General features: G+C 68.9%; 16 protein-coding genes. 12 read left to right on the top strand and 4 right to left on the bottom strand.

Going from position 1 to position 15,111, the window contains the following annotated elements:
- Positions 1-111: 111 nt before the first annotated feature.
- Both OHA64_RS22660 and OHA64_RS22655 read left to right on the top strand, forming a co-directional pair.
- Positions 112-531 (top strand): ATP-binding protein, encoded by a 420-nt coding sequence (locus OHA64_RS22660; RefSeq protein ID WP_405615877.1) that lies wholly within the window; start codon positions 112-114, stop codon positions 529-531.
- A 46-nt stretch (positions 532-577) separates the two neighbouring features.
- Complete coding sequence (locus OHA64_RS22655) at positions 578-1,348, top strand: Uma2 family endonuclease (RefSeq protein WP_405615874.1); 771 nt, start codon at positions 578-580, stop codon at positions 1,346-1,348.
- A gap of 94 nt (positions 1,349-1,442) precedes the next feature.
- On the opposite strand, the gene OHA64_RS22650 is transcribed toward OHA64_RS22655, so the two are convergent.
- Positions 1,443-1,808 (bottom strand): YybH family protein, encoded by a 366-nt coding sequence (locus OHA64_RS22650; RefSeq protein WP_405615872.1) that lies wholly within the window; start codon positions 1,806-1,808, stop codon positions 1,443-1,445.
- A gap of 129 nt (positions 1,809-1,937) precedes the next feature.
- Here OHA64_RS22650 and OHA64_RS22645 point away from each other — a divergent pair, with 129 nt between their 5' ends.
- Positions 1,938-2,834 carry a LysR family transcriptional regulator gene (locus tag OHA64_RS22645; RefSeq protein ID WP_405615870.1) on the top strand — a complete coding sequence of 299 codons (897 nt, stop codon included), beginning with the start codon at positions 1,938-1,940 and terminating at the stop codon, positions 2,832-2,834.
- 72 nt (positions 2,835-2,906) lie between these two features.
- Here the strand turns inward: OHA64_RS22645 and OHA64_RS22640 are convergent, their stop codons facing one another.
- Positions 2,907-3,860 carry an SDR family NAD(P)-dependent oxidoreductase gene (locus OHA64_RS22640; RefSeq protein WP_405615867.1) on the bottom strand — a complete coding sequence of 318 codons (954 nt, stop codon included), beginning with the start codon at positions 3,858-3,860 and terminating at the stop codon, positions 2,907-2,909.
- A gap of 53 nt (positions 3,861-3,913) precedes the next feature.
- On the opposite strand from OHA64_RS22640, the gene OHA64_RS22635 reads away from it, so the two are divergent.
- From OHA64_RS22635 to OHA64_RS22615, 5 genes are all read left to right on the top strand, one after another.
- Positions 3,914-4,333: a MerR family transcriptional regulator gene (locus OHA64_RS22635; protein ID WP_405615865.1), complete on the top strand. Its 420-nt coding sequence runs from the start codon at positions 3,914-3,916 to the stop codon at positions 4,331-4,333.
- A gap of 70 nt (positions 4,334-4,403) precedes the next feature.
- Positions 4,404-4,676 carry a hypothetical protein gene (locus OHA64_RS22630; protein ID WP_405615863.1) on the top strand — a complete coding sequence of 91 codons (273 nt, stop codon included), beginning with the start codon at positions 4,404-4,406 and terminating at the stop codon, positions 4,674-4,676.
- Between the two features lie 113 nt (positions 4,677-4,789).
- Positions 4,790-5,530 (top strand): trypsin-like serine peptidase, encoded by a 741-nt coding sequence (locus OHA64_RS22625; RefSeq protein WP_405624054.1) that lies wholly within the window; start codon positions 4,790-4,792, stop codon positions 5,528-5,530.
- Positions 5,531-5,619: 89 nt separating this feature from the next.
- Positions 5,620-6,627 (top strand): NlpC/P60 family protein, encoded by a 1,008-nt coding sequence (locus tag OHA64_RS22620; RefSeq protein ID WP_405615860.1) that lies wholly within the window; start codon positions 5,620-5,622, stop codon positions 6,625-6,627.
- Positions 6,628-6,827: 200 nt separating this feature from the next.
- On the top strand, positions 6,828-7,535 hold the full coding sequence (locus OHA64_RS22615) for a phosphatase PAP2 family protein (RefSeq protein WP_405615858.1): 708 nt from the start codon (positions 6,828-6,830) through the stop codon (positions 7,533-7,535).
- A 96-nt stretch (positions 7,536-7,631) separates the two neighbouring features.
- Here the strand turns inward: OHA64_RS22615 and OHA64_RS22610 are convergent, their stop codons facing one another.
- Positions 7,632-9,176 carry an FAD-binding oxidoreductase gene (locus OHA64_RS22610; RefSeq protein ID WP_405615856.1) on the bottom strand — a complete coding sequence of 515 codons (1,545 nt, stop codon included), beginning with the start codon at positions 9,174-9,176 and terminating at the stop codon, positions 7,632-7,634.
- Between the two features lie 403 nt (positions 9,177-9,579).
- On the opposite strand from OHA64_RS22610, the gene pstS reads away from it, so the two are divergent.
- The 4 genes from pstS to pstB all read left to right on the top strand — a co-directional run bounded on the left by pstS (position 9,580) and on the right by pstB (position 13,751).
- A complete protein-coding gene (gene pstS, locus OHA64_RS22605) occupies positions 9,580-10,704 on the top strand; it encodes a phosphate ABC transporter substrate-binding protein PstS (protein ID WP_405615854.1) in 1,125 nt (374 codons plus the stop codon).
- Positions 10,705-10,847: 143 nt separating this feature from the next.
- Positions 10,848-11,855, top strand: coding sequence for a phosphate ABC transporter permease subunit PstC (pstC, locus tag OHA64_RS22600; RefSeq protein ID WP_405615852.1), 1,008 nt, complete (start codon positions 10,848-10,850; stop codon positions 11,853-11,855).
- Positions 11,852-12,910 (top strand): phosphate ABC transporter permease PstA, encoded by a 1,059-nt coding sequence (gene pstA / locus OHA64_RS22595; protein WP_405615850.1) that lies wholly within the window; start codon positions 11,852-11,854, stop codon positions 12,908-12,910. Before pstC ends, pstA begins: the two co-directional genes overlap by 4 nt.
- Positions 12,911-12,974: 64 nt before the next feature.
- On the top strand, positions 12,975-13,751 hold the full coding sequence (gene pstB / locus OHA64_RS22590; RefSeq protein WP_405615848.1) for a phosphate ABC transporter ATP-binding protein PstB: 777 nt from the start codon (positions 12,975-12,977) through the stop codon (positions 13,749-13,751).
- A gap of 356 nt (positions 13,752-14,107) precedes the next feature.
- Here the strand turns inward: pstB and OHA64_RS22585 are convergent, their stop codons facing one another.
- Positions 14,108-15,106: an anion permease gene (locus OHA64_RS22585; protein ID WP_405615846.1), complete on the bottom strand. Its 999-nt coding sequence runs from the start codon at positions 15,104-15,106 to the stop codon at positions 14,108-14,110.
- Between the last annotated feature and the right edge of the window lie 5 nt (positions 15,107-15,111).

Genomic DNA, 15,111 nt, shown 5'->3' with positions numbered 1-15,111 from the left:
GCTACCTTACAACTGGGCCCCTCACCCAGAAGCGCACCGTTCGACGGGACGACACCGCCACTGGGCCACCGTTCGCACAGCCCCAACTCCCCTCAGTGACCGGAGACTTTCATGGCCACCGTATCCCCGCCCTGGGCGTACACCCTCCACCTCCCGCACGATCCACACGCACCGGGGATCGCCCGCGCGACCCTCCGTACCGTCCTCGACGCGCACGGCCTCTCCTCCCTCGCCCCGACCGCCGAACTCCTCGCCTCCGAACTCCTCACGAACGCCCACCTCCACACCGCCGGCACCTACGCCCTCCGACTCCGCGCGATGGAACCCGGCCGCCTCCGTGTCGGCGTATGGGATACGGACCCGAGGGTGCCGCACGGATTCGAGGTCGCCGGTGGCCTGCCCCCGTGCGACGCCGAAGGCGGACGCGGGCTGCACCTCGTGCGGGCCTGCGCGGACACGGTGGGTTCCTCCGTGCTGGGGCACCTGGGCGCGTCGAAGGGCGGGAAGCTGCTCTGGGCCGAGTGTCAGTAGGGTGACTTACCGTGTTGATCGGCGGTCGCAGAGTGAGGGGGTCCGCATGACTGAGGTCGACCGTCGGCTCAGGGGCCGGCCGTGTACCCGGACGGATCTTGAAGGGGAGGGGGCCGAGGAGGCCGCGCAGGACGGTGGATTCACCGCTGAGCGGGACATCGGGCCTCCCACCGATCCCGCTCGCGTGATCAAGGTGTCGGAGCCGGAGGGACGGAGGGGACGCATCGTGTCGCGGATCCATCCCAAACCCCGCTCGGGGAACCTGCGCGAGGTCGCCGAGAAAATCGAGGAAGCGACCGGTCTGCGGGTGCAGATCGTGGGAGGAAAGCTCGTGATGTCCCCGACGCCGCGTGGCAAGCATGCGGGAGTGATTTACGAGCTTGAGGAGCTGATCAGGCCGAAACTCCCGCATGGACTCGTCGCGACGGAGATGTCCTCCGTCGAGATGCCGGGCGAACCGGATGACTTCGTGACGCCGGTTCTCGTGGTCTGCCCCCGGCAATTCCTGGACTCCGACGACTGGCTGCTCGACCCTCGTGACATCGAGCTCGCCGTCGAGGTCATCTCCCAGTCCGAGAAGTCCCGTGAGATCCGGGACAAGGCCGACTGGTACGCCGTCGCCCGTGTGCCCGTTCTCCTGGTCGTCGACCCGCGCAACGGCACCTGGACCCTGCACACCCGCCCCGACAACGGCGCCTACCGGGACGTGATGCCTGGAAAGTTCGGAGAGACCGTGCGGCTCCCCGAGCCCTTGCACCTGGAGATCGCCACGGACGGCTTCCCGGTGTACGGGGACACGCCCCGTGGACGCCGCTGACAACCCACGGAGCCGCCTCTGATGGCCAGGCCGACCTCTCGGGGTTCCGTCCATCCGCCTCCGACTCGGCAAGGACTCACGGGACTCCGCGGGTTCAGCGGGTCGGCGAGACGAACTCGGGCTGGTCGAGCAGACGCAGCCAGCTTCCATCGGGCTGGCGCCGGACGACCTGCGCGCGGGCGCCGGCGCCGTCCTTCGGCGGGGTCGCGGTGAGGGCGATGTCGCCGCTGATCAGCGTCGGCAGCGGTTGTTCCGGCTCGAAGCGGGGGCGGTTGGCCAGCACCTTCTCCCAGAGCGCGCGGATCGCCTCCCGCCCCACCGTCAGTTCGCCGGGCGGGTAGGCCATCACCGCGTCCTCTTCGTAGAGCGCGGCGACCCCGGCCGCGTCACCGGCGTTGGAGCGCTCGACGAACAGGCGGGTGATGTCCTCGGGGCGCAGGGCCTTCTCGTGCTCCGGCATGGGTTCCTCCTGGCGTGGTGACTCGTCGCTTCGGCGCTTCTTCGGTGTTGTTTTCGGTGCTTCCCAGCCTGGTTGCCAGCTGATCAGAAGTCCAACAGATGGATGTGCTCGAAGCTAGAATCCGCAGTCATGGAACTGAGGCAGCTGGAGTACTTCGTCGCAGTCGCCGAAGAGCAGAACTTCACCCGGGCGGCCGAGCGGGTGCACATCAGCCAGTCCGGCGTCAGCGCCCAGATCCGGCAGCTGGAACGTGAGCTCGGTGCCGAGTTGTTCGACCGGTCGACGCGCACCGCCACCCTTACCGTCGCGGGAAAGGCCGCGCTCGAACCCGCCCGTGCCGCACTCGCCGCAGCTGGTGCGGTCGGACAGGCAGTAGGTCAGGTGACCGGTCTGATCCGGGGTCGGCTCACGGTCGGGATGGTCACGGGCTGCACCCTCACCCCGTTGTTCGATGCCCTCGCCGCGTTCCACCGGGCGCATCCCGGCGTGGAGATCTCACTGCTGGAGGACAACTCCGACCGGCTCGTCGAGGGGGTGCGCGCCGGCGCCGTCGACCTGGCTCTTGTCGGTACCGCGACCGCCACCCCGGACGGGCTGGACGCGCTGACCATCATCAGCGAGCGGCTCGTCGCAGCGGTTCCGGCCGGACATCCCTTGGCGAACAAGCGGCGAGTCACTCTGCGCGACCTGGCCGCCCATCCGATCGTGTGCATGCCGCCGGGCACTGGGCTGCGCACCGTATTCGACCGGGCCTGCGCCGCACAGAACATCCAACCCGCGATCGCGCTGCAAGCCAGCGCAGCGGACGCCATTGCCGACCTCGCCGCCCGCGGACTCGGCATCGCCATCCTCAGCGACTCGATGGCCGAGAGCTACCGCGACCGTCTCACCGTCCGCCCCATCGACGACGTCGAACAACCAGCATTGCTCGCCCTGATCTGGAAGGGCACGCACAACCCGTCGGTGCGCGAGTTGCTCACGTACAGCCGGAAAGCTTTCACCAAGTCCGACCCTGCGTGGCGATAACACCTTCCCTGCTTGGCGACAACACCTTCAAGATTTACTCGATTGGTGTGGCCTCACGACGGGACTCCCGCGTCAGATGAACGAGTCCAAATCGGTGAGTTCGCCGGAGAGTTGCCAGAGCCGGGATGCGGCCTCTGGATCGACGGCCCAGGGCTTGACCCCGCCGATGAGCATGTCGTCGGTCTGGGCGGGTTCGGCGATGGCGCAGTCCTGGCAGTACGCCCCACCGTGGCCGTCGAGCAGCGGTGAGGTCGCCGCCCATACGGCCGTCGCCGCGCCCTGTGCCGGCGTCTTGAATCCGGTCGCCGGCGTGCCGTCCGGGGCGATCCAGCCCTGGGCCACCTGCTCGTGGTGGGGGATGTGCCGCTGCAGCGGGGTCAGGATGCTGCCTGGGTGCACCGCGAAGGCGTGAAGTCCGCTGTCGGCGCCGAGCGTGTCGAGATGCACTGCGAAGAGGGCGTTCGCTGTCTTGGACTGCGCGTAGGCGAGCCACCGGTCGTAGCCCTCGTGGAAGTGAAGGTCGTTCCAGCGCACGTCGGAGAGGAAGTGACCGGACGAGGCCACCGAAACCACCCGTGCCCCTTCAGCCAATGCCGGGCGGAGAAGGTTGACGAGAGCGAAGTGGCCGAGGTGATTGACCGCGAAGTGCGCCTCCCAGCCCGGGCCCACGCGTGTCTCCGGACAGGCCATGACGCCCGCGCCGTTGATGACGAGATCGAGGGTGCGGCCGGTGTCCAGGAAGTCGGCCGAGAACGCCCGGACGCTCTCCAGGTCCGCCAGGTCGAGGCCGTGCACCTCGGCCCGAGGGAGGCCGCGCAGGGCCTCGTTGGCTGCGGCAGGCCTGCGTGCGGGGACGATGACGTGCGCTCCCGCCCGGACGAGGGCAAGCGTGGTCTCCAGTCCGAGGCCGGAGTAGCCGCCGGTGACCAGGGCCCTCTTGCGCGACAGGTCGATCCCGGCGAGGACCTCGTCCGCCGTGCTGTGGGCGCCGAATCCGGTGCTGGACTTGTGTTGCTCTGTGATCATGACGGCGACGCTAGTTTCTAGACCGCGCTCTAGGTCAAGGTACGGTCGGTGACATGGCCAAGGGTGCGGATGATCTGTCGATCGGGGACGTCGCCAACGCGACCGGACTGAGCGTGCACGCTCTGCGGTTCTTCGAACGCGAGGGGCTTTTCCTCCGCCCGATCCCACGTTCCAGCGGCGGGCAGCGGGTTTACGAGCAAGCGGACGTCGACTGGCTCCTCCTGTGCAACCGGCTCCGCGCATCCGGCATGCCCATCGCCCTGCTGAAGGAGTTCGCCCAGCTCGTCCGCTCGGGTCCGGGCAACGAAGCGGAACGTCTCGCGCTGCTACGGGACCATGAAAAGGCCGTGCGGGCCAAGATCTCCGACTTGAACGCAGACCTGAAGGTCATCCACAGCAAGGTCGTCGCCTACGAGAAGCACGTCCGCGCCGGGACGGCTGCGGGAGTCTGGGCGCCGACGCCGTCTCGCTGACTCAGTGCGTGCTCGCCACGTCCGAGGGATGGGCGGTCGACTCGATCGAGAAGCACTGGGGTGAGAGATCATGGACGTGGAACTGCTGCCGCATGTCGGTGTCTCGGTGTTCCGACTCGGGATGTCGGTCGAGGAGGCGGGACGCGCGGCACGTGAATGGGAGCCTCTCAGGACTGCCGGAGGCGACGCGGATCCGGGGCAGATCATCCTGGCGCATGACGAGTTCAGGATGAACTTCGTGCTCGGGTTCGCCAAGGGCCTGTTGAGTGACGTGGAGTTGTGGCGGTTTCGCAACGAGGAGGCGGACGTACGGGTCCTCCTCGACGGGCTCGACGTCTTCTGAGCGATCCGGAATGGACGCCGACTACGCCCTGGTGGCCCACAAGATCGCCCCTGAGCCGGCCCCGGCCACCCTGACCCGTTTCTCACCTTCGTACGGAACCCTGAGTTCCGATGATGAAGCGCAGCCCACGTCGCGTCCTCGCCCTCGCCGTCCTGCTCGCCGTCACCTCGGCCTCCGAGGCGGCCGCCGATGACGGGGCGGGGCCCCTCGGGGTGACCGCCGTTGCCGCTTCGACAGCGCGGAGTGCGCGGGTGGGGGCGTTGTTCGCCGGCGGGGGGCACTTCTGTACGGCGTCCGTGGTGCACAGTCAGGGACGGGATCTCATCGTGACCGCCGCTCACTGTCTCGACGGGAGTGCGGGGGACGTCGTGTTCGTGCCCGGGTACCGGGACGGGCGGTCGCCGTACGGGGTGTGGAAGGTCGAGCGGCGGTTTCTGCCCGGCGGGTGGGCCGAGGGACAGAGCGGCGGCGGTGAGGACAGTGATGTCGGCTTCGCTGTCGTCGGCGAGCGGGGCGGGAAGGCGGTCGAGGACGTGGTCGGCGGCGGCTACCGCTTCGTCACCCGGACCGGCACCGGGGCCACCGCCGTGACCGTCACCGGGTATCCCGGCTCCCGGGAGGTGCCGATCAGTTGCACCAACAGGCCGACCTCCCACAGCCGTACGCAGCAGCGCATCGAGTGCCCCGGGTTCAGCGGGGGCACGAGCGGCAGTCCGTGGGTCAACGGGTACGGGGAGGTCGTGGGGGTCCTGGGCGGGCACGAGGAGGGCGGGGCCACGGCGGACGTGTCGTACAGCGTGGTGCTCGGGGCGGAGGCGGCGCGGTTGTACCGGAACGCGGCGGGGGATCCGTGAGCCGCGGCCTGATCGCGCCTGGTTGCGCGGGATTCCCGGTGGGAAGCTCCTAGACTGACGCGGGCGGAATCCCAGTGGCCGAGGGGCGGTTGACGGTGCGTAAGGCGTGGATCGTGGGGGGTGCCGCCCTGGGGGCGGGGCTCGGCTTCGTGATGCTGCTCGTCGTCGGCGTGTTCGTGGTCGCCGGGAACCTGGCCAACGAGGTCGGCGGTGGCACCAAGACGCTGGCCAAGGGGGCCGTGCCCGTCGCCTACCGAGAGCTCGTGCAGAAGTGGGGCAACAAGTGCCCCGCCATCAATCCGGCACTGCTCGCCGCCCAGCTCTACCAGGAGAGCGGGTTCAATCCGAAGGCCCAGAGCGCGGCGGCCGCCCAGGGGATAGCGCAGTTCATTCCTGGGACGTGGGCGGCGCACGGGGTCGATGGCGACGGCGACGGCGACAAGGACGTATGGGATCCGAAGGACGCGATTCCGTCCGCCGCGGAATACGACTGCTCACTCGCTTCGTATGTGAGGAACGTTCCCGGGAATCTGACCGAAAACATGCTGGCCTCGTACAACGCGGGGGCCTACGCGGTCATCAAGTACGGGGGTGTGCCGCCGTACCAGGAGACCCGGAACTACGTGAAGACGATCACGACCCTGGAGGAGAGCTTCGCGGCTCCCGTGAGCCGGGTCGATCCGTCCGAGCAGGCGGCCGGCGCCATCTACTACTCCCAGAAGAAGCTCGGCACGCCCTACCTGTGGGGTGGCAACGGGACCGCCGCGGACGACGGGCGGTTCGACTGTTCCGGGCTGACCAAGGCCGCGTACGAGAGTGTGGGCATCACGCTTCCGCGGGTCGCCAACGATCAGTACAACGCCGGTCCGCACCCCTCGCGGGACGAACTGCTGCCCGGTGATCTGGTGTTCTTCTCGGACGACCTCGGCAACTCCCGGGCCATCCGTCATGTGGGGATTTATGTAGGTGGCGGATACATGATCGACGCGCCGAGAACAGGGGCTGTGATCCGGTTCGACCCGATCGACACCCCCGACTACTTCGGGGCCACGAGGGTGACGGAAGATGGCGCGAAAGCGCTCCCCACGACGGTGTGAACCGAGCGTGAACCCACCCCCTGAGCTGCGGCGATGAGTCTCTCTTCGATAACGTCTGAGTGATCATTCGGTGGAGTGTGGAACGTATTTACGGGAGTCGTGCGTTCCTGGTGACATAGCGCATCTGCAAACCAGCGGGGGTGGGCAGAAACGGCGTGCGCAAGGGCGCGCCGAGAGAGACGACGAAGGGGCCGCGCACCATGGCTGGACTCGCAGAATCCGGGTCGAACCCTGACGTCGATCTGCTGTACGACATCAACGGCCTCGCCAAGGACGCCCCCGCCTGGTTCGACCGGGGCATGGAGTACGTCGGCGAGTACGGCCTGCTGCTCGCCATGGTGCTGCTCGTGCTGTGGTGCTGGTGGTCGGTGCGCCGGCGGGGTGCCGAGGACGCGGCGTCGTCCGTGGCCTCACTCGTCTGGGCGCCGCTGGCAGCCGGCGTCGCGGTCCTGGTGAACGTGCCGATACGGGGCTTCGTCGAGCGGCCCCGGCCCTTCCGCACCCACGAGGGGCTCGACGTCCTGGTCTCCGGCAAGACGGACTACTCGTTCGTCAGCGACCACGCGACGATCACCATGGCCATGGCCGTCGCCCTGTTCGTCGCCAACCGCAAGTTCGGGCTTCTCGGCCTCGGGCTCGCGCTGCTCGAGGGCTTCTGCCGGATCTACATGGGCGTGCACTACCCGACCGACGTCGTGGGCGGGTTCGCGCTCGGTACCGCTGTCGCGCTGCTGCTGTCCCCGGTGGCCACGGCCCTGCTGACGCCGCTCACCAAGGCGATCGAGCGGTCCCCGCGGGCCGGCTGGCTGATCCGGGCCCGGGGGCGGTCGTACGACGGGCGGGACGCGGTGGTCCCGGGGGCGCACAAGGAGCCGACGGGCACCGAGGAGCGGGACCTGGCCGCGTAGGGCCGCGCAGAGCCAGCCAGCCGGGTGCCGAGTAGGGCCTGAGCGGGGCCTCGCCGCGTAGGGCCGCGCAGGATCCGTCCGGTGGTTGTCCCTGGCTCACAGCGCCTGGGGATACGTGAAGAAGCGGTTCGGGTCGTACTGCTTCTTGATCGTTGTCAGGCGGGTCGCCGCTGCGCCGTAGTACGCCGTGCGCCAGTTTTTCAGAGTCGGGTCCGTGTAGTTCTGGTAGGCCGCGCCCGAGGCGTGCGGCTTCATCGCGGTGTGGGCCGAGGTCAGCCAGGACTGGGCGGTCGAGCCGCTGGTGCCGGCCCGCCAGGCGGCGATGTACTGGGCCAGCATCCGCGAGCGGCGGTGGACGAACGCCGTCGCCGTGGGGGAGACCCGGTTGACCGCCCCGCCGAGTGCCGTGAACGCGATGCTGCCCGAACCGCCGCGCACCGAGTTCATCTGCTTGAGCAGCGTCTGGATGCCGGCCGGGGAGAGCGAGCGGTCGAAGAAGTCCGAGCGGGCCGCGTAGGTCTCACGGCCCAGCGCGCCCTGGCCCGAGCGGCCCGGCGTCGAGCCCGGCAGATGGCACTGCGCGTCGTTCGAGAAGGCCGAGCAGCCCGCGTAGATCTCCATCGCCTCCTCGTAGCCGCGGCGCCGCAGCGAGACGCTGCTCGCCGGGGCACCGACCTTGTCCGCGAGGCGGTCGACGGCGTTCTGGAGTTCGCCGTAGGTGCCGATGGAGAAGGCGGCGACGGAGACGGTGGTGTGGCCGCCGGGCGCGCCCGCCAGGTGCAGGGACGACCAGATCTCGTCCGGCTGGGACGGGCCCCACTCCTGCCAGGCCTTCATCACGGCGGCCGCCTTCGACCACGGCCAGGACAGGTATGCCGTCACCGCCTGCGGGGCCGGGTGGGTCTTGAAGTGGAGTTCGGTGACGACGCCGAAGTTGCCGTTGCCGGCGCCGCGCAGGGCCCAGAAGAGGTCCTTGTGGTCGGTGGCGTTCGCGGTGAGCTGCTTGCCGTCGGCCGTGATCAGGGTGGCCTGGGTGAGGCTGTCGCAGGTCAGGCCGTACGCCCGGGAGACCACGCCGTGGCCGCCGCCGAGGGTGAGGCCGGAGACCCCGACCGTGGGGCAGGAGCCCGCCGGGATCGTCACGCCCTTCGCGGCGAGGGCCCGGTAGACGTCGATCAGCTTGGCGCCGGCGCCGACCACGGCGCTGCCGCCGCTCGCCCGCACCCGGTTGAGCTTGGAGACGTCGATCACCATGCGGCCGTTGCCCGAGGACCAGCCGGCGTAGGAGTGGCCGCCGTTGCGGATCGCCACGTGGAGGCTGTGGGCGCGGGCGTAGGACAGGGCCGTGCGGATGTCGTCGGTGCCGGCGACGTAGGCGACCGCGGCGGGCGTCAGCGAGTCGAAGCGGGTGTTGTAGAGCTGGCGGGCGGCCGGCCAGGCGGCGTCGCCGGGGCGGACGAGGAGGCCGTCGAGGTCGCGGGCGAGGGCGGACCAGTTGGCGGCAGTTGCGCTGGTCGTCCTGAACGAGGTGCGGGAGGTCGACGCCGACGTACTCGCGGCGGAGCCGCCGCCGGTCTTGCAGCCCGTCGCCACCGCCGCCAGTGCGGTGGCGGTGCCGCCGATGAACGTGCGCCGTTCCATGTCCGTGCCTTCCGTCGACTTCGTGGAACGAGACGGCCTCGCGAGGCCACGGGTTCCACGCGACGCACGCCACGGTTCCACATCGCGCCGGGTATCCGGCCTGTCGGTACCGTGGCAATTGATGCCTCACTGCGCGAGTACGCAGGTCGTCCGGCCGGCCACCGAGTCGAGGTGCCCGTGCCGGGACCCCTGTGTGCCCTTCCCGTAAGCGTTCCGTGACCTAACCGCACCGTCCTCAGGGGTTCACCCTCCGTTCACTTGTGGCCGTAGGCGCCTTCACCTGATCTGTCTAATTTCGGCCTTACGCGGTGCGGTCGCGTACCGCGAGTACGTGTCCGCATCACCCAGACTTCGCGCACGCCGCCGGATTCAGGACGGCGGCTCCTGGAAGGAACTCCCTCAAGTGAAGCTTCAGCGCATGAACCGGCGGGCCCTCACCCTCGGTGCTCTCGCCGTCTCCGGCGCCCTGGCCCTCACGGCGTGCGGCTCCGACGACACCAGCTCCGGCGGGGACAGCGGCGCGTCCTCGTCCGCCGCCGCCGGCAACATCAAGTGCGACGACGCCAAGGGCCAGCTGCTCGCCGACGGCTCGTCCGCGCAGAAGAACGCGATCGACGCCTGGGTCAAGCAGTTCACCCAGGCCTGTGGTGTGCAGATCAACTACAAGGGCAGCGGCTCCGGCGCCGGTATCACCGCGTTCACCCAGGGTCAGGTCGCCTTCGCCGGTTCCGACTCCGCGCTGAAGCCCGAAGAGGTCACCGCCTCCAAGAAGGTCTGCACCGGCGGCCAGGGCATCGACCTCCCGATGGTCGGCGGCCCGATCGCGATCGGCTTCAACGTTCCGGGTGTGGACAAGCTCGTCCTGGACGCGCCGACCCTCGCCAAGATCTTCAACGACAAGATCACGAACTGGAACGACGCGGCGATCAAGAAGCTGAACCCCGACGCGAAGCTTCCCGACCTCAAGATCCAGGCGTTCCACCGCTCCGAGGACTCCGGTACCACGGACAACTTCACCAAGTACCTGATCGCCTCCGCCAAGAGCGACTGGCCCTACGAGGGCGGCAAGGCCTGGCAGGCCAAGGGCGGCCAGTCCGCGTCCGGCTCCTCCGGCGTCGCCCAGCAGGTCAAGCAGACCTCCGGCGCGATCGGCTACATGGAGCTGTCGTACGCCAAGGACGGCATCACCCCGGTCAGCATCGACACGGGCGCCTCCGCCCCGGTCGACGCCACCGTGGAGAACGCCACCAAGGCCATCGCCGACGCCAAGGTCGTCGGCACCGGCACGGACCTGGCGCTGCAGCTGAACTACGCGACCAAGGCCGACGGCGCCTACCCGATCACCCTGGTCACGTACGAGGTCGTCTGCGACAAGGGCAACAAGGCGGAGACCCTGCCCGCCACCAAGGCGTTCCTGCGCTTCATCGCCTCCGAGGACGGCCAGAAGGTTCTCGCGGACAACGACTACGCGCCCATCCCCGACGACATCATCGCCAAGGTCCGCACCACGATCGATGGCCTGAGCTGACTGAGCGTGCGGTCCGGTCCGGGGCCTCAAGAACCCCGGACCGGACCGCACCGTCCGGTGCACCGCCGCCAGGAGCCGCCGCACATCGTGACCGGCTCCACAGGGCCGTACGGCACGTACGGCTCCGCAGACCGGAGAACCCGATGGACATATCCACTAAGAACACCGAAGCCCCTCCCCCCGTCCCACAGCCGACCGCGGCCGAGCAGAAGCGCGCGGCCCGGGGCGCCACCCGACCCGGTGACCGGATCTTCCTCGGTCTCTCCCGTGGGTCGGGCATCCTGCTGCTCGTGATCATGGCCGCGATCGCGGGCTTCCTGACGTATCGCGCCTCGATGGCGATCAGCAAGGACGAGGCCAACTTCTTCACCGCCTTCGAGTGGAACACCACCCTGCTCCCGCCGAAGTTCGGCATCGCCGTCCTGGCGTTCGGCACGGTCGTCTCCTCGATCATCGCCATGGTGATCGCGGTCCCGATCGCCGTCGCGATCGCGCTGTTCCTCACCCACTACGCCCCGCGCAGACTCAGCGGTCCCATCGCCTATGTGATCGACCTGCTCGCCGCCGTGCCGTCCATCGTCTACGGCCTGTGGGGCGCCCTGATCCTGGTGCCGAACATGACCGGCCTCTTCGGCTGGCTGGACGAGTACCTCGGCTGGACCGGCATCTTCTCCTGGCAGGGCGGCGCGCCCCGCTCGATGCTGACCGTCGGCATCCTGCTCGCGATCATGATTCTGCCGATCATCACCAACGTGAGCCGCGAGGTCTTCCGCCAGGCCCCGCAGATGATCGAGGAGGCGGCTCTTGCCCTCGGCGCCACCCGCTGGGAGGTCATCCGCATGGCGGTGATCCCCTTCGGCCGCTCCGGCGTGATCTCCGCCTCGATGCTCGGCCTCGGCCGCGCGCTCGGCGAGACGATGGCCGTCGCCACCGTGCTCTCGCCGACCTTCGACATCCAGGCCAGCCTGCTCGACCCGGGCGGCGGCACCTTCGCCCAGAACATCGCCAGCAAGTTCAGTGAGGCCAGCGAAATCGGCCGGGACGCGCTCATCGCCTCCGGTCTGGTCCTGTTCGTCATCACCCTGCTGGTCAACGGCGCGGCCCGCGCGATCATCGCCCGCCGCAAGGAGTACTCGGGGGCCAACGCATGAGCCACGCAGTCGCCGAAAAGCGCCCCAGCACCCTGCAGGGCGCCAGACTCCCCAAGTGGGCGCCGTACGCCATCGCGGCCGGCTCCGTCGTCGTGGCCATCGGCATCGGCCTGGCCGCGGGCCTGGACAGCAAGGTCCAGCAGGGCCTGATCGCCGGGATCATCTTCCTCCTCGCCATGTTCGGGGCCGCCGCCGGCGTCGAGGGGCGTCGGCAGGCCAAGGACCGGCTCGCGACCTCGCTGGTCTGGGTCGCCTTCCTGCTCGCCGTGGTGCCGCTGGTCTCCCTGGTGTGGACCACCGTCACGCGCGGTGTGAAGGTCCTCGACATCTACTTCCTGACCCACTCGATGGGCCTGATCGCGGACACCGAGCCGGGCGGAGGTATCTACCACGCCATCATCGGCAGCCTGGAGCAGGTGGGCCTGGCCACGCTGATCGCCGCCCCGATCGGTGTGCTCACCGCGATCTACCTGGTCGAGTACGGGCGCGGCAACCTGGCCCGCTCGGTCACCTTCTTCGTGGACGTCATGACGGGCATCCCGTCGATCGTCGCGGGCCTGTTCATCCTGAGCATCATGCTGATGTTCGACATGCAGCCCTTCGGGTTCGCCGGTTCGCTCGCGCTGGCCATCCTGATGATGCCGGTCGTCGTCCGCTCCACCGAGGAGATGCTCAAGCTCGTCCCGAACGAGCTGCGTGAGGCCTCCCTGGCGCTCGGTGTCCCCAAGTGGCGCACGATCCTGAAGGTGGTCCTGCCGACCTCGATCGGCGGCATCGCGACCGGCATCATGCTGGCGGTCGCCCGTATCGCGGGCGAGACCGCGCCGGTGCTGCTGCTGGTGTGGGGCAACTCGCTCATCAACAGCAACCCCTTCGAGGGTGCGCAGCAGTCGCTTCCGCTGTACATCTATCAGCAGTACGCGAACAGCGCGGGCTCCGGTGCGGCCTACGACCGTGCCTGGGCGGCGGCTCTGACCCTCATCGCGTTCGTGATGATCCTCAATCTGGTGGCCCGCGGGATCGCCCGCTGGAAGGCCCCCAAGACCGGTCGCTAAGGCGACAACTTCCGGCTCCGCCGGGCGGGGCCAACAGCGACTGATCTGGAAGAGAAGTAGAGACATGGCCAAGCGAATCGACGTAAGCGGGCTCACCGCCTACTACGGATCCCACAAGGCGATCGAGGACATCTCGATGACGGTCGAGCCGCGTTCGGTGACGGCCTTCATCGGCCCGTCCGGCTGCGGCAAGTCGACGTTCCTGCGCACGCTGAACCGGATGCACGAGGTCACCTCGGGCGGCCGGGTCGAGGGCAAGGTGCTGCTGGACGACGAGGACCTGTACGGGCATGGCATCGACCCGGTGTCCGTGCGCCGCGAGGTCGGCATGGTGTTCCAGCGTCCGAACCCGTTCCCCACGATGTCGATCTTCGACAACGTGGCGGCGGGGCTGCGGCTGAACGGCAGCTACAAGAAGTCGGAGCTGAGCGACACCGTCGAGAAGTCCCTCAAGGGCGCGAACCTCTGGAACGAGGTGAAGGACCGCCTGAACAAGCCGGGCTCCGGTCTGTCCGGTGGCCAGCAGCAGCGTCTGTGCATCGCGCGGGCGATCGCTGTGGAGCCGAACGTGCTGCTCATGGACGAGCCGTGCTCGGCCCTGGACCCGATCTCGACGCTCGCCATCGAGGACCTGATCGGTGAGCTGAAGGAACGCTTCACGATCGTCATCGTGACGCACAACATGCAGCAGGCGGCTCGTGTCTCCGACCGCACCGCGTTCTTCAACCTCGCGGCGGTCGGGCAGCCCGGCAGGCTGATCGAGATCGACGACACGGAGCGGATCTTCTCCAACCCGTCGGTCCAGGCCACGGAGGACTACATCTCCGGCCGCTTCGGCTGAGCCGACGCTTCCATGACCCCTCGCGGTGCTGCATGGCGGTGCCACCGCGAGGACGAAGAGGGCCCGCCCCCGGCTCCCGGGGGCGGGCCCTCCGTCGTGGCCGGGGCATGGCCCCGGCGAGACGGTTCGCGCCGTGGGCTTCGCTCCCACGCGAGGGCTCGCGCCGTGGGCTTCGCCCCCGAGGGTTCGCGCCGCCGGGCTCTGCCCTCAGCGAGACGGTTCGCGCCGCCGAGCTCTGCCCCCACGCGAGGGTTCGCCCCGCTGGGTTCTGCCCTCAGCGCGACGGGTTCGCGCCGTGGCCTTTGCCCCACGCGACCCTTCCTCCGCCGGGTTCCGCCCCTCAGCGCGACGGTCCCCTACAGAAACGCCAGGTTCACCACGCCGAACGCCCCCGCCGCCACCAGCGCCGCTGCCGGCATCGTGATGAACCAGCCGAGGATGATGTTCTTGGCGACACCCCACCGCACGGCGTTCACCCGCTTCGTCGCGCCGACGCCCATGATTGCGGACGTGATGACGTGGGTCGTCGAGATCGGTGCCTTGAAGATGAACGCGGTGGTGAACATGATCGACGCGCCGGTCGTCTCCGCCGCGAACCCCTGGGGCGGGTCCAGCTCGATGATCTTCCGGCCGAGCGTCCGCATGATCCGCCAGCCGCCCGCGTACGTGCCCAGTGACAGCATCACCGCGCACACGATCTTGACCCAGACCGGGATCGGGTCGCCGTAGTCCTCGGCGTCCGCGATGACCAGTGCCATCACCACGATGCCCATGGTCTTCTGCGCGTCCTGGAGGCCGTGTCCGAGTGCCATACCGGCCGCCGACACGGTCTGCGCTATCCGGAAGCCGCGCTTGGCCTTGTGCGGGTTGGAGCGCCTGAAGAGCCACAGGATCGCCGTCATCACCAGGTAGCCGACGACCAGGCCCACCACCGGCGAGATGAACATCGGGATGACGACCTTGTCCAGCACCCCGCTCCAGTACACGGTCGTACCGCCGGCCAGCGCCGCCCCGACCATCCCGCCGAACAGCGCGTGCGACGAGGACGACGGCAGCCCGAAGTACCAGGTGACCAGGTTCCAGGTGATCGCACCGACCAGCGCCGCGAAGAGGATGCCCATCCCCTTGGACCCCTGCGGTGTCTCGATCAGCCCCTCGCTGACGGTCTTGGCGACCCCGGAGCCGAGAAACGCACCGGCAAGGTTCATGACAGCAGCCATCGCGAGCGCGGCCCGAGGCGTGAGCGCGCGCGTCGAGACCGACGTGGCGATCGCGTTCGCCGAGTCGTGGAAGCCGTTCGTGTACGTGAAGAAGAGCGCGACCGCGATGGTCGCGACCAGAGCCAAGGTGTCCATGGAGA

This window comes from Streptomyces sp. NBC_00076 (assembly GCF_045041235.1).
Taxonomy (GTDB): Bacteria; Actinomycetota; Actinomycetes; order Streptomycetales; family Streptomycetaceae; genus Streptomyces.
Note: the sequence above shows the minus strand (reverse complement) of the source record. Positions and strands in the feature narration are given on the sequence as shown.